The following is a 14573-nucleotide window of genomic DNA, read 5'->3' on the forward strand; positions in this document are numbered from 1 at the left end:
GAGCGGGAGCAGAAGTAACTACTGCTTAACACTTCTGTCCTCGCCTCTTTTCGTTTCAACTAAACTTATTGTGCAACCTTTTGTTCTGCCCATTTTGCAGAATATTGGTCGCCGGCAACCAGATCATACTGAATATATTTGTAATCCTCTAAAAGGTCTTTTTGTTTTTTCGTTAATTGATCTTCAGAGATGATTTTATTTTTTTCAGTTACAAAGACTTGTTTACCATTATACCGATTGGAAAGACTCTCTACCGGGTCAATCGTTGCTGCCGGCAGTTCATTTGTTACCTTTGTTAATAAAGCATAATAAGGAGTTACTTTAATATTGGCTTGTTCAAATGCCATTGCACCGAAGTTACTTGGAGAAACTACTTTTTTATTTAGCTTCTTATTTTGTTCACGTGTATAAGCATTATTGTAAATAAAATAATCTGTTTCGTGTTGTTCCAACCCATATTTTTTACCATCATTTCCGCTAAAGAGAGCAGCCAAATGATCACCGTAAAAAACAAAAGTAATTGGTTTTTCAATTTTGTCCAGTTCCTTAATAAACTCCAGAACTGCTTCATCTGTATAGTGAAGTCCTTGCATATAGGTTCTTAATTCACTCTTTTTAAAGTCAAGCACTGCTGAACCAGTGGCATCATAGTCTAACTGATCATAGTAATCAGCATAGGGCATATGATTTTGCATAGTAGATAATTGAATGAATTGACTAGTTGAATTATTACTCTTTAAAGCCTTAAGCGTTTCTTTATAAGCTGCCTCATCGGAAATTCTCGGACTTCTGCCAATTTTATCCGTGTAAGTTAACTTATTGGGACTTCCTAAATAGTAAAATTTGTCAAAACCGAATTTTTCAAAGACTTCTTTTCTTCTATAAAGTGATGCTGTATACGGATGAATAGCAATTTTTTCATCAAAGAGATTGGTTAAGTTAGGACTCACCTTTTGATTTTCTACTAATTGTGTATAAGGTGTAACTAGCGATGCAGCTAAGCTGCTGATGTCTAAACCAGTCAAACCTTCCCATTCCATATTAGCTGTACCACCACCATAGCCAACAGAAAGCATAAGGCCGCTCGTGTTTTCTTTCATTAATCGATGAATATTAGGTATAGGATTATTTAATACGGTTAAATTCGGAACACGTGCAGGATCACTAAAGCTTTCACTTAAGTTTAAAATAACCGTCTGATTTTCCAGCCAATCATTTCTTGACTCATTGATTACCTGCGCCTCTTTATCATATTTTTTCATGATTTGCTCAATCTTCTCTTTTGAATAATGATCAGGTTTATCCATAACCTTCACATCTAAATTAATTAAAAATTGGAGGATAGGTCCGTTCCCTTTAACTGCATTTCCTTGATTGAAAAAGGTTTTGTCTACTTTAAACAGGTTAAAGATAAAGAAGGCAGGCGAGCTTTTATGATTAATAAAGAAAGCTCCTGAGAAAAACACAAGTAAAGCGAGAATACTTATTATTCTTTTTTTCCAGTTAATTTTCAAAGCATATTGGTGCTGCAGCCGTCTTTGAATAACGAAACTCGACACCATCAAAAACAGCACTAGTATGATGCCCGCACCAATTAAGATTGGACTCACCATCGACAACAGTTCCGATAGACTATTAAGCATTTTTAAATCGGAAGGAAAAACAGGTTCTTCTCTTAACCCTACTTTGATAATGCTGGCAACTGTTATCAGCACATCAATTATCAAGGTTATAGCAAATGCATACCAAAAACGATTAGTCAGCAACAATAATAAAACTAAAAAGGCCATAACAATCATCACCGTCAATAGAATAATTGACTGTTTTTGAAGGAAAATTGTTAATGCGATATTGAGATTTTCGCGCCAACCATCAGTTTTCAAATGTAAAAACAGCTGTAAAAATGTAAAGAAGTAAAAGAAAATCGCAGTGTAAAAGAGTGCACGCTTTTGGTAAATCCAACGTTTTACTGCGCTCAATTTAACCATTAAATCATCAATGGATTCAAAAGAAGTAACTGCTAGTACTCTCTTAATTAGTGGAATTTTTTGTAACAATAAACACACTACCACTAAAAAAATAGTTGCTAAGACATACAATCCGATATATTTTGCGATATTTGCGACCCACGCTACCCCAGAATCCGGAAAAGCCTTTTTCCAATATGCAGAAAGACGATAATTAGTTAAAGACCAGCTAGTCAACGTCTGAACAACGATCAACATGACAGCGATCAGCTTACCAGAAACATTTAATCGAAGCTTTTGAGCTATTCTTTCTAAAAAGACAAATAGCATGACTGAATAATACATGGAAAATATAGAATACGGCGCTGAAAAGCGAGTAGCTGTGGAGGCATCGCCTCTCATGATCATTGATACTTTTACCATGAGAACAATCAACCCTAAAAGTATCCCTACACTTAAGCACAATTGCAGAAAATTAAACTTGATTTTTTCCATCCAGTTTAATCGTTTTAGGATATACCCAACAAAAAACAAATAAAAAATCCAGATAAAGTTCTTACCTTCTTGGAATCCCCAGAGATCTTTACTGAATAGCGTTGGTAAAACAACAAAACCGATCGTTAAGCCAATCGCTATTTTTTGCAATAATTGAGGCGTTTGTTTATTTAGCCAAGGTACTAAATAAGGAATACTGCATAATAAAAGCACACAAGAAACGCCATAAATGAAATAATTCCCACTAATTGGAAAGAGAATAATCCAGTAGTCACGAATCGGAAAAATTGAATCGTGCAAATAAAAAAAGAAACTGCTGGCTAAACCAGTGACAGCATAAACCAGAAAAAAGCTGCTTAAATAACGAAAAGCATTCTTTGGCCTTAGCTTTTGCGAATGATAGCCCATATACATCGGGACTATTGTTAACCCAGCGGTAACCAACGCCATGGCCGCCGAATAAAGATAAAACCTACCGGAGTTGCTGCCATATTGTGGAATACTAATTGCCGATAATAAAACTCTTTGAACAATCATTAAAAGAATGGCTACAATTATTGGTACTATTTCAAACTTGTTAGTTTCACTTTTTTTCACAAAAACACCCACTAATATATAATTATTATTTTTATTAAAAACTCAACCTTACCTATATTAGCGCAAAATAGGATTATTTACAATTTCTCTTTTTACTGCCACCTATTTCTCATCTTTCTGATATAGCCGTATAACTGTATAATGATAATTTTTGAACCCATTGACTTTTATGGATAAATCACGTACACTTTATATTCGAATTGAAAACTAAATAGTACCTCAAATTGAGGTAGAGGTTGCGATTTTCATTACGCTTGTGGAGTGAGAGGACACGATGAAGCAGGTCTAGGGAAAATCGCCGAAATGCATAACAGCCTCTCTGTTGTGTGTTGGGACGCAAGCGAATAACTTGCGGACTGTCTTAGTAGTGATGCTAAGTTGCGCTATGTTTTTGTTGAGAGTACCTGACGATAGTAGACAGCCATGCACGCATACGCAGGGCTGTTTTTTTATTTGAAAAGCAGATTTAATAGGATCTTTTTAGTAAATATCCAGCGTTGTTGCTTGCGGACGGTTTATTTCAAATAAGAATGGTGAATCATTGTTCAAATACTACTTTTCAACTTAAAATGAAAGCATATGTTAAACAAAAGAAAGGAAGAAAAACATGTATAAAAAAATTGTTTCATTCGGTTTGTTGGCACTTTTATTAAGTATTTTTCTAGTTCCACAAATTACTCACGCCGAAGAGGGAGAATTTCGAGTAGGAATGGAGGCCGGCTATGCCCCGTTTAACTGGTCTCAAAAAACAGATGCCAACGGCGCGGTTCCGATTCAAGGAAATTCGTCATATGCTGGCGGCTATGATGTGCAAATTGCCAAAAAAATTGCGGCTGGTTTGAATAAAAAGCTGGTAATCATCCAAACAAAATGGGATGGTCTTGCACCGGCTTTACAGTCTGGTAAAATCGACGCCATTATTGCCGGAATGAGCCCGACCGCTGAACGTCGGAAGGAAATTGATTTTACAGATCCTTACTATGAATCACAGCTGGTTGTGGTTGTACAGAAAAAAAGTGATTACGCAACTGCCAAAAACTTAAAGGATTTATCCGGCGCCAAAATCACCGCTCAGCTGAATACCTTTCACTACAGCGTGATCGACCAAATTCCCAATGTGAATAAACAACAGGCGATGGATAATTTTTCTGCGATGCGAACAGCTTTAGCTTCCGGCATGATTGACGGCTATGTCAGTGAACGTCCGGAAGGTGTAACTGCAACTAGTGTGAATAAGGATTTAACAATGCTGGAGTTTTCCAAGGAAAATGGCTTTCAAACAAATGCAGAGGATGTGCAGATTGCCGTAGGAATGCGCAAGCAAGATCCGGAAATCACCCAAGTAAATGATATTCTGGCAAAAATCTCCTCAAAAGAACGGACAGAAATCATGGATCAGGCAGTAAAAGATCAGCCTGCTGCTGAAAGTGGCGACAGTGAAGAGTCCGGCATTTTAGCAGATTTTAAAACTATTTGGGATCAATACGGCAGTATGTTTTTACGCGGTGCTGGTTTAACTTTGTTTATCGCTTTAATCGGAACACTTGTCGGGACAACCTTAGGATTATTAATTGGTGTTATTCGCACAATTCCTGAAGCTGAAAATAAGGTAGCTCGCATCTTACAAAAAATCGGCAATGCTTTATTATCTGTCTATATTGAAGTTTTCCGCGGTACACCAATGATGGTACAGGCAATGGTTATCTTTTATGGATTAGCTTTAGCTTTCGGTATTTCTTTAGACCGAACAATTGCTGCATTGTTTATCGTTTCTATCAATACAGGAGCTTATATGACTGAAATCGTTCGCGGCGGTATTTTTGCTGTGGATCAAGGACAATTTGAAGCTGCCCAAGCAATCGGTATGACACACGGACAAACGATGAGAAAAGTAGTAATCCCTCAAGTGCTGCGTAATATTTTGCCAGCAACAGGTAATGAATTCGTCATCAATATTAAAGATACTGCTGTTTTGAGTGTTATTGGCGTTGCTGACTTGTTCTTCCAAGGGAACTCTGCTGCAGGAGCGAATTTCCAATTTTTCCAAACCTTTACAATCGTCGGTATTATCTATTTAGTTATGACCTTCGCGATTACTCGCGTACTTCGTGTGGTTGAGCGAAAAATGGACGGACCGTCTGCTTACACAAAAATCGAAGAAGTGGATAATATGAAAGAAAGCTAGGAGGAAAAACGATGAATTCAATTATTGAAGTCGAGCATTTACGTAAAAGTTTTGGTGAAAATGAAGTATTAAAAGATATTAATGTTTCTGTAAATAAAGGCGAAGTTGTAACGATCATTGGTTCTTCCGGATCTGGTAAATCAACCCTTTTACGCTGTATTAATTTATTGGAGAAGCCAACAGGCGGCAGCATTATTTATAACGGTGAAAATGTCTTGGAGCGCGGCTATAATTTACCGAAATATCGGACACACCTTGGGATGGTTTTTCAATCATTTAATCTTTTTAACAACATGAATGTTTTAGAAAACTGTACATCCGGACAAATTACTGTTTTGAAAAAAAGCAAAGAAGAGGCCAAGAAAATTGCTCTTGAAAATTTGGAAAAGGTTGGCATGAAAGGCTTCGTTGATGCAAAACCAGCGCAGCTTTCCGGCGGTCAAAAACAGCGGGTCGCGATTGCGCGTGCCTTATCCATGAATCCTGATGTGATGCTGTTTGATGAACCTACCTCCGCATTGGATCCAGAAATGGTCGGCGAGGTGTTAAAAACGATGAAGGATTTGGCTCATACAGGCTTGACCATGATTGTGGTGACGCATGAAATGGAGTTTGCTAAAGAAGTCTCTGATCGTGTGATTTTTATGGATAAAGGCGTTATTGCTGAGGAAGGAACAGCAGAAGATATCTTTATTCATCCAAAAGAAGCACGTACAAAAGAATTTTTACATCGTATATTGTCTAAAAATGATTAAGTTAATTATGTTATTAAACTAGAGGCTGGGACAGAAGCGTTTAACTCCGAGAAATAAGAAGAAATTCACAAAAATGACATGAAACACGAAAGATTTCTTTCGATGTTGAATGATTCCTACTAGGTGTTTTTCAAATTTTTGTGACCAATTAGGTACTGTCAAGCATCGAATCGTTTCACTCTTCGTGGTTGTCAGCAATTTCGGCTTATTTCCGAAGGAGTTGCTTCTGCTTCCGCCGTTTATTCGTAAATAGAGAGCTAGGCAAAACTGTTTTTAGTTTTGTCTAGCTCTCATAGTTTTTATCTTTTTTAGATAAATACATGTTTTTGTCTAAAAAACTATAATTTGCAGACCGTAATTTTTTACATCTTTTAGGATTCCTTATACAATTGGCTCTGAATGAAGCATTCTAATGACTTACAAAGTAAGGAGCTTATTATGAAAATCAAACACCTAAAATCCGCTGCCTTTTTTAGTATTTTTTTACTCGCGATAATCCAGCTGCTCACTCCTATTCAAGTAATTGCCCAAGAAATAGAGGGGCAAGAAGCGAAAGTCACACTCAATGATGTTCAAATCGAAGCAGGTGAATCAAAGCAAGTCTCTGTCCACCTAAATTTAGCTAAACCAATTGGCGACGTCTCAACTCAAGTGATTTCCCTTTCCGATAATCTGTTGTTTCCAGATAATAATGCCGTTGCATTAGTCGATCAACAGGATCAAACGATTGGTTCTGCAGTGCTTAAAAGCAACAAGCTTCAACTAACGATTGCTTCCAGCTATCAAGGAAACGTCAAGCTTTCCTTAAGTGCTCCTGTTGAGACGATTTCACCAGACACTTATTTGACTATCGACAGCAAGAATTTTTCTAAGAAAGTTCTTTTGCCGGTAATCGATAAACATACTGAAACGGCAAGTTCGTCTACGAAAACTGTTGAACCATCACAAACTGATTCATCTCTCCCTGATCTGCCCATTACTCAGCCTAAAACGATCAATTTTAGCTATACAGCTGATGGTTCGGGTAATTATCTGACTAACAATGATCAAGGGATAAGCGGTAAAAATGTGTTGAACTATGCTTACGGACAAACAGCTGAAGCAGCCTTTGATAACGAAAACTACGTAAATTACAGCGATGAAGCTTACCTGAAAAAAACAGCACAGGAAGTCAATGGAAAGCAAGGACTATTCGATGTTACCTTAGATGTCAAAGGAAATGAATACCCTAACCCAATTGATGTCGTACTGATCATTGACTATTCCTCAACCATGAACGGACAAAAGCTGGAAAACGCCATTACTGGTGTGAAGACCTTTTTGGATCAAATCGATCATGCCTTATCTTCCGGGAAAGTCCATGTAGGAATTGTTGCCTATAATCGAGAGGCCTATGTCCAGCCTTTGACAACAGATAAAGAAGCCCTTGTCGATTTTTTAGAAGATACAAGTAAAAGCCGTTCCGGTACATTTATCCAAAAAGGACTTCATGCAGCTGAAACGTTGTTAGAAACCTCCGCAACACCAAATGTCCAGAAAAAAATCCTTGTTCATATTGGGGACGGCAGCGCCAATCGTGCTTATTTTCCATCTGAAAATGCTGTTTCTTACACTAATGATGGACAGATTACTGCCTATAATGGTTATAGCGCTAATAGTTATTATCGTGATTTTGCTGTCGACTCGCCACTTTACTACACAAGTAACCCGACCACTGTTGACAGAGATCCAAATAATGCTACTTTAGCAGATGCAAGAGAACTTTCCAATTTAACCTTAGGAACAGCAGTTGATTTAAAATTGAAGGGCTATGACCTCTATTCAATCGGTGTGGCACCTAGCGCACGTGGTGAGTACATCGATAAGAATATCGCCAGTAGCGAAGCTAAATACGTGCCTATCGATGCTGACTTAACGCAACTAGGCGAAGCCTTAGAAAACATCGCGGCAAAAGTTGACAGAACGATCACCAACGGAACAATTCAAGATCCGATGGGAGAACAGATTCTGCTACAAAAAAGCGGTGCGGCACTTACTCCTGCCGATTATTCTCTAAAAGGCTATAGAAAAGATGCTGCTGGTTCTTGGGTAGAAGCCCCAGACTTACTGAATAAAGTGAACGTCAGCGAACAAAATGGGCAGCTCACGCTTTCCGGTTTGTATTTGGGAGCTAATGAACGCTTGACACTGACTTATCAAATCCGGATCGATACAGAATCTTCCGCCTTTATTCCAGAACATTGGTATTTGGCGAATGGACGAACAACGTTAGATCCAGTCAGCAAAGGTAACTTTTTAGATTTTCCGATACCGTCAGTCAAAGCACCTGGAACAAAAATAATGATCGAAAAAAACTGGCAGGATAACAATGACTTTTTACATTTGCGTCCAGATTCTATTTCCTTTGTTTTAAAACGAACAACAGTCACAAGTGATGCTTGGCAGGAAAGTCAGCCTATTCAGTTAAATGCTTCCCAACAGCCAACGAACCAATGGCAAACTGAAATCGACTCTGTTATTCCTAAAAACGAAGCTGTTCCAGTCAATTTAGCCGCCTTTAATAATCAAGGGGAAAACTTTAACTACACGGCAGCAGAAATCGCCGTTGATCCAAACTACACAGCAACTTCGAAAATAGCAGATGGAAAAATCATCCTAACAAATACACTGTCAGCCGCACCGACTACTGATCTAGCTTTTAAGAAAGTTGATGAACAGAATCAACCGTTAAAAGGGGTCCGCTTTAAGGTATTGGATGAACAAAAGCAACAAGTTGGCTCTATCCAAAGCTCCGATGAAAATGGGCAAGTCACCTTTTCTCAATTAAAAGCAGGAAACTATCAATTAGTAGAGATCGAGCCTTTGACAGGCTATCAAGCTATCAAGCCGATCCAAATAACCATTGAAGCGAATCCACAGGGTGAATTGACTGTGACCAGCCCCGAAAATTGGACAGCTAAAGTAGTCAATAAGAAAATAACAGACGATACTACCCCATCCTCTTCAAGTCAAGACAAGCCAGCAACAACCGGCCAAATGCCGAAAGCTGGTGAACGGCCACAAACATGGCTGTTGCTTATGGGACTACTGCTTATCATTTTTGCAGGAAGCCTGTACTATACTAAAAAAAGTCCAGTAAGTGAGTAATACATCTAAAACTAACTAAAAAAGCTTCTTAACCCGGAGATGAAAAATCTCTGAGTTGAGAAGCTTTTCGGCTATTTATAGGAGCGAATCACAGGAGGTGTATAATTTTCAATAAATTGTCCAATTTCCTCCAAATCAGCTGAAAAGAAAATCTTTTGCCGATCTTCTGTTGTTAAAAAGCCTTCTGTCACCATCTGGTCAAAAAAGCTTGCTAGTAAATCATAATAGCCATTCACATTGAAAAAGACACAAGGATTACGATGCTCGCCCACTCTGCCCCAAGAAACGACCTCCGTAATTTCCTCCAAAGTGCCCGGGCCTCCCGGCAAAGCTAAATAGCAGCCTGCTAGATCAATCATTTTTCGTTTTCTTTCATGCATGTCATTGACTATATGCATTTCGGTCAGGCCTTGATGAGCAATTTCACGTTCAACTAAAAAAGTCGGCATGACACCTATCGCACTGCCGCCCGTTTCAATCACTGTATCAGCAAGCAAGCCCATTAATCCAACATTCCCGCCGCCATATACCAATTCATAACCGGAGGCACTCATCCATTCTCCTAATTCTTTTGTTTGTTGCTGGTAGCATGCGCTATTGCCAGCATTTGCACCACAATATACTGCCATACGTTTCATAATCCGTGCTCCTGTCTAACTATTGTTTCAATTTATTTTCTTACGCTTCTTCATTATTGGTCTGATAGGAAATATCGTTAAAGACCTTTAATTGATAAGATGCATCCTGCTTCTTTTCAATAATAGAAATACTGGTATTTGCCAAAGGACCGCCCTTACGCCAATCAGCCTTGGGTTTACCTATTAATGCATTTATCAGTGTAATCAACAAAACACCGTGTGCGACAATCAGAATTTTACCTTCTGGATATTCGCTGCTTAAATATTCTACAACACCTCTGGCTCGTGTGACCAAGGAGTCAATCGTTTCTCCGCCAAAGGCTGTCGGATCGTACAAATCCGGACGCTGCCGTAAATTATGCGTTTGTTCATCCGTGCGATCAATTTCCGCCCCTTCTCTTTCACCAAACTTGATTTCACGCAAATCATCCAGATAGGTAACCGTTAAACCATTTAAAAAATTATTTTCTTTTAAAAGATAATTCGCTGTATCCATCGCTCTTTTTTGAGTGCTCACTGCGGCAAAATCAAAGGACACGTCGCAAAGATAGCGCCCTGCTTGAATAGCCTGCTCAACACCAATCGGTAATAAGGGAGAATCAATGTCTCCTCCTTGAAAACGCAAGCTTAAATTCAATTCTGTTTTTCCATGTCGTACAAAGTAAAATGTCGTCATTCGCTTTCAATTCCCTTCAGTTTTTTCCGCTACTATCTCATACTTACTTATGATACTATAAAAAAGAAAACTTTGCTTAACTGCAGTTGAGCAATGCAAGTGCAAAGGAGAAGTTATTATGGAACTTAAAGCGTATCAGGAATGGATCAGTACCTTTTATAAAAAGCGCGGCTGGTATGCCTTGGATCCTTTCGTTCGCATCGGCTTTTTAGCTGAAGAAACCGGTGAGGTCGCACAGGCGGTCAGAGCGCTGGAAATTGGGCGGGATCGACCGGATGAAGCACCACAAGCCCGAGAAGTTCTCTTACAGGATTTAACCGAGGAGCTGGGCGATGTTTTGGATAATTTATTTATTTTAGCTGACAAATACGATATTCGCTTTGAGGATATTTTAATTTCTCATAAAAATAAATTGGAAGCACGTTTTGAAGCTGTTGACCAAGGAAAGCAGGAATCATTATGACACAATCTATTGTAATTCGTCCGATCACAGAAGCGGATTTTCCTATGCTGATTGAAATTGAAAATAGGATCTGGACAACTAAAAATTCACCTGTCGTTCACCACTACGCTTCCGTTGAAGAGTATAAAGAAAAAATCGGCAATCAACGTATCTTTGTCGCGACAACTGCTCAACGTGTCCATGGTTTTATTTCAGTTCATCATCCTACTCCACTCTTAGCACATCAAAGACAATGGATGTTGGGGATTGGCGTCCATCCAGACAGCCAATCACTGGGCATTGGTAAAAAGCTCTTGGATTTCTTGAAAGAAACAGCTAAAAACGAAGGCATTCACAAGCTTAGCTTGCGAGTGATGGGTTCCAATACTAAGGCCATTCAGTTTTATCGAAAAAATGGTTTTGTCCAAGAAGCCCTTTTCAAGGATGAATTCTATATTGACGACCATTATTGTGATGATTATCAATTTGCTTTTTTCACAAATAACGCTTAATTGAATCACTCATGCTGCTCTTTGAAATTTTCTGAAAATTCACTTGCTGTTCATACTTTATTCTGTTACTTTAATTAAGAATTAAATTTTAGGAGTGTTAGATTTTGACAAAAAAATTATCATGGCGTGACTACTTATATGTAGGTTCTATGCTATTCGGTCTGTTTTTTGGTGCCGGTAACCTGATTTTTCCGGTTCACATGGGACAAGAAGCAGGTGCGAACATCTTTTTAGCCAACTTAGGCTTTTTGATCACTGGAATCGGGCTGCCATTTTTAGGAGTGATTGCGATGGGTATTTCTAAAAGCAGCGGTCTGTTTGATTTGGCAACACGAGTGAATCGAAAATATGCAGTTATTTTTACCCTTTTACTTTATTTAACGATTGGCCCTTTCTTTGCATTGCCGCGTTTGGCGACAACTTCTTTTGAAATCGGGCTAACACCATTTATTCCTGCTGATCAAGTCGGCATTGTTTTAGCACTTTTTTCAGCCATCTTTTTCTTGGTGGCTTGGGCATTTTCACGTAAACCGACCAAAATCTTAAATTATGTCGGCAAATTTCTGAACCCGCTTTTCTTATTTTTATTAGCTATTTTAATCTTATTCGCTTTTGTTGATCCAATGGGTTCGATTCATTCTGCCGCTGTTCATCCCGTTTATATTGAAAATCCCTTCTTCAAAGGCTTTACTGAAGGGTACAATACGTTAGATGCATTGGCTTCTTTGGCATTCGGAATTATTATTGTTTCAACGATTCGCGGTATGGGCGTTGAAAAGCCTAACGAGATTGCCAAAGACACCATTAAATCAGGTGCTGTCAGTGTTATTTTGATGGGTGTTATTTACACCTTATTGGCTTATATGGGAACCATGAGCTTGGGTAAATTTTCTCTTAGCGAAAACGGCGGTATTGCTTTAGCACAAATTGCCAATTATTATTTAGGCGACTTCGGTAGTCTTTTATTGGCGTTAATTGTTATCTTGGCTTGTTTAAAAACGGCAATCGGTTTAATCACAGCTTGTGCAGAAACTTTTAGCGATTTATTTCCACAAAGATCTTATGGATTTTATATCACTGTTGCTAGTATTCTGCCGTGTTTATTTGCCAATATTGGTTTAACCAATATCATTCAATTTTCTGTACCGGTCTTGATGTTTCTTTATCCTTTAGCGATGACACTTATGCTGCTGGTTGTTCTTTCACCGGTTTTTCATCACCGAAAGGAAGTCTATCAAATGACGACTTATATAACCTTGCTGGCTGCACTACTGGATGCATTGAACAGTATGCCTGATTCTGTTAAGGCGTCTCCCTTGATCAACAGTGTGCTGCAGGTTGCTGAATCTTATCTGCCTTTGTTTACAATTGGTATGGGTTGGGTCGTACCAGCAATCATTGGTTTTGTTATCGGTTTAATTTGGAGTTTTAGAAAAAAAGGACACGCTGCTTACTAAAATAAATAATAAGGGTTGGGAAAAATAGGTATGCTTATTTTTTCAAGCCCTTTTTTTGATGGTAAAAGGTCTCATTCTTTAGAAAAAACTTGCCTTTTCATTAAGGTTATCTCACGAAACGTTTTCTGCTTATCATTTAAGCTGACAAATACTCCTGTAGTAAAGTAAAATAAGAGCGAGGAAGTGATAAAATGCTTTATGAACAATTAATGATGGACTCTGCGCTGCAAACGAAGTTTAATCTATTTAAACGAATCACAAAAATGAATCAGCCAGATATAACAATTACCCATCTGTCAGAAGATTTATCTATGAACTACCAGCATGCCGCAATGGTCTTGGCAGAAATTGACCAGGATTTAACTCACATAAACGCTGACCATCCAACTATCCTAAAAAAAGCGGGGAAAGTTGATAGCACACGACTATTAGTAACGATTGACGAATATCGCTACTTTTTATTGCAGGAGTCTGTACCTTTCCAGTTTATTCTATACTTTTTAAATCATGATGCACCTAATATCGAAGACTTTTGCGTGCGAAACGATGTTAGCCGCTCAACTGTTTCCAGAAAAATGCTGCCGTTGAAAAAACATATTAAGCAATATAATTTACGGTTTACGTATACGGAAGCGAATATGATCGGTGATGAACGAAGTGTCCGTGTGGCTTTATTTGATGCTCTCTGGCTTGGAACTAGAGGTACTGTTTGGCCTTTTGAAACAGTCGCATTTGAAGATGCTAAAAGAATAACAGATGCATTTGCCAAATATTTTCCATTATCTAAAACCTACTTAGGCGCCAAAGAGCTGACCTTTTTTGCAGCTATTTTCCTCTGTCGCACACGTAAAGGAATGTATGTTCAATATGATGACCGTTATGACTTTTTAATGAAGGACAACCCTTATTATGATTTCGAACTTTTAGACACTGTTCTTGGCTCAAGCCAAGCTCTTTCACCGAAGCACAGTAAAGCTGAAAGCAGCTTTGTGTTTTTCTTAGCCCATTATGCGCCTTTTTATACATTAGTTGATGATCCTTCACTTTTCCAAGCATTGCATGATTTTGCGGCTCGGCCAAATCCTGTTTACGAATTAGTTCAGGAATTTTTGAGTTACGGCAAAACAAATATTTTCAAAAGAGAGCCGGAAGCACTGGATAATCCGATGATTATTGGAAATCTTTTAAATATTACCTTTGCTTTTTATGTGTTGCGTCAGCCATTTCCTAATTTACAAAAGCTAGTTGAAGGGCCTCAAGTCCGTAAAAAAGCGGATGATTTGCTTGAAACTAAGTTAACTGAATTTTTTGAAGAAAAGGTCAAGGAAAAGGAATACCGCTTTATTTATGTAATCAAAAAGGCAATGATCTCTGCTTTCAAGAATATCTTGCTACCTGCCTTTGATCGTCCGACTTATTCAGAGCATCTCAAGGTCGGGATTGCTTTTGAGCATGACTTCACTTTAGTTAGAATGATTTATCAATTTCTAAATGATTTAGGCTTTGTCGATGCTTCTCCTTATCAAGAAACGCTTAATGATACCTACGATCTGGTTATCAGCTCCACTTTATTGCTGCGTAAAAAATATCCGCAAAAGCCCTTATATTTCTGGGATCTTTCTTATGGCAGCAAAGATTTAGCAGATTTGTACAAAACCTTGCGACAATTATTTGAAGCTAAAAATAGTATTGAATAAAAAAA

At 38.3% G+C, this 14573-nt stretch carries 10 protein-coding genes and 1 riboswitch; of the genes, 7 read left to right on the forward strand and 3 right to left on the reverse strand.

Features of this window, described 5'->3' with window-relative positions:
* Nucleotides 1-65: 65 nt before the first annotated feature.
* On the reverse strand, nt 66-3059 hold the full coding sequence (locus ABH902_RS03700) for an LTA synthase family protein (protein WP_404589224.1): 2994 nt from the start codon (nt 3057-3059) through the stop codon (nt 66-68).
* A gap of 222 nt (nt 3060-3281) precedes the next feature.
* Nucleotides 3282-3453, forward strand: a riboswitch (Lysine riboswitch).
* Between the two features lie 213 nt (nt 3454-3666).
* On the opposite strand from ABH902_RS03700, the gene ABH902_RS03705 reads away from it, so the two are divergent.
* From ABH902_RS03705 to ABH902_RS03715, 3 genes are all read left to right on the forward strand, one after another.
* The gene (locus tag ABH902_RS03705; RefSeq protein ID WP_404589225.1) at nt 3667-5244 is read left to right on the forward strand and encodes an ABC transporter substrate-binding protein/permease; all 1578 of its coding nucleotides are present in this window, start codon (nt 3667-3669) and stop codon (nt 5242-5244) included.
* A gap of 11 nt (nt 5245-5255) precedes the next feature.
* Nucleotides 5256-5999, forward strand: a complete 744-nt coding sequence (locus ABH902_RS03710; protein WP_404589226.1) for an amino acid ABC transporter ATP-binding protein — start codon at nt 5256-5258, stop codon at nt 5997-5999.
* A gap of 438 nt (nt 6000-6437) precedes the next feature.
* Nucleotides 6438-9146, forward strand: coding sequence for a SpaA isopeptide-forming pilin-related protein (locus ABH902_RS03715; protein ID WP_404589227.1), 2709 nt, complete (start codon nt 6438-6440; stop codon nt 9144-9146).
* Nucleotides 9147-9217: 71 nt separating this feature from the next.
* On the opposite strand, the gene ABH902_RS03720 is transcribed toward ABH902_RS03715, so the two are convergent.
* Together ABH902_RS03720 and ABH902_RS03725 are read right to left on the reverse strand one after the other, a co-directional pair.
* The gene (locus ABH902_RS03720; RefSeq protein ID WP_404589228.1) at nt 9218-9784 is read right to left on the reverse strand and encodes a TIGR00730 family Rossman fold protein; all 567 of its coding nucleotides are present in this window, start codon (nt 9782-9784) and stop codon (nt 9218-9220) included.
* 40 nt (nt 9785-9824) lie between these two features.
* Nucleotides 9825-10460, reverse strand: coding sequence for a histidine phosphatase family protein (locus tag ABH902_RS03725; RefSeq protein WP_404589229.1), 636 nt, complete (start codon nt 10458-10460; stop codon nt 9825-9827).
* 118 nt (nt 10461-10578) lie between these two features.
* Between ABH902_RS03725 and ABH902_RS03730 the strand changes: the two genes are divergently transcribed.
* From ABH902_RS03730 to ABH902_RS03745, 4 genes are all read left to right on the forward strand, one after another.
* Nucleotides 10579-10923 carry a MazG nucleotide pyrophosphohydrolase domain-containing protein gene (locus ABH902_RS03730; RefSeq protein ID WP_404589230.1) on the forward strand — a complete coding sequence of 115 codons (345 nt, stop codon included), beginning with the start codon at nt 10579-10581 and terminating at the stop codon, nt 10921-10923.
* Nucleotides 10920-11414, forward strand: coding sequence for a GNAT family N-acetyltransferase (locus ABH902_RS03735; protein ID WP_404589231.1), 495 nt, complete (start codon nt 10920-10922; stop codon nt 11412-11414). Before ABH902_RS03730 ends, ABH902_RS03735 begins: the two co-directional genes overlap by 4 nt.
* A gap of 104 nt (nt 11415-11518) precedes the next feature.
* On the forward strand, nt 11519-12871 hold the full coding sequence (gene brnQ / locus ABH902_RS03740; protein WP_404589232.1) for a branched-chain amino acid transport system II carrier protein: 1353 nt from the start codon (nt 11519-11521) through the stop codon (nt 12869-12871).
* Between the two features lie 191 nt (nt 12872-13062).
* Nucleotides 13063-14568 carry a helix-turn-helix domain-containing protein gene (locus tag ABH902_RS03745; protein WP_404589233.1) on the forward strand — a complete coding sequence of 502 codons (1506 nt, stop codon included), beginning with the start codon at nt 13063-13065 and terminating at the stop codon, nt 14566-14568.
* The last annotated feature ends 5 nt before the right edge of the window (nt 14569-14573 follow it).

The organism is Enterococcus sp. UD-01 (assembly GCF_044909655.1).
GTDB lineage: Bacteria > Bacillota > Bacilli > Lactobacillales > Enterococcaceae > Enterococcus_L.